The organism is Sulfitobacter sp. UBA4523 (genome assembly GCF_002388305.1).
GTDB classification, from domain to species: domain Bacteria; phylum Pseudomonadota; class Alphaproteobacteria; order Rhodobacterales; family Rhodobacteraceae; genus Sulfitobacter; species Sulfitobacter pontiacus.
Genome location: NZ_DGMH01000024.1, coordinates 109,584 through 110,000, shown reverse-complemented (window position 1 = coordinate 110,000; position 417 = coordinate 109,584). Strand labels below are relative to the sequence as shown.

At 66.4% G+C, this 417-nt stretch carries 1 pseudogene; it reads right to left on the bottom strand.

The features are described from left to right. Positions 1–109 precede the first annotated feature (109 nt). Positions 110–417: pseudogene (locus B3849_RS06350) on the bottom strand (glycosyl transferase family 2); the annotation flags it as partial.

The window sequence follows — 417 nt, the reverse complement described above, 5'->3', positions numbered from 1 at the left end:
GCGACACCACCACCGTGCGCAGCAGCAAGATCGCGGCGGCGCAGGCGTTGCCGGACAGCAGAAAGCCAAACGACCGGATCACGGGCCACCCCCTGTCGCGCATCTGATGTCAGGGCAGGTCAATGCGATTCCACCGGTGCAAAAGCCGTTCGGGGTCATGGCCCCGCAGCAGCGACAACATCCGTCGCGCGCGGTAAAGCCGGATAGACGTCAGCCCGATCAACGCCATCACACGGTTGCGCGCACCCTTGATGCGGGGGCTGGTCGCGACCTCTGCCACGGCGCAAAGCGGAGACGGAATAAGCAGCAGCGCCTTTATCGCCCACCGGATCCGGCCGCCAAGGCCGGTACAGCGCGTCCAGTCATGGGCAAGCTGCCTGTCCCATTTCAGCCGCAGGCCCGTCGCCGTATGCGGCG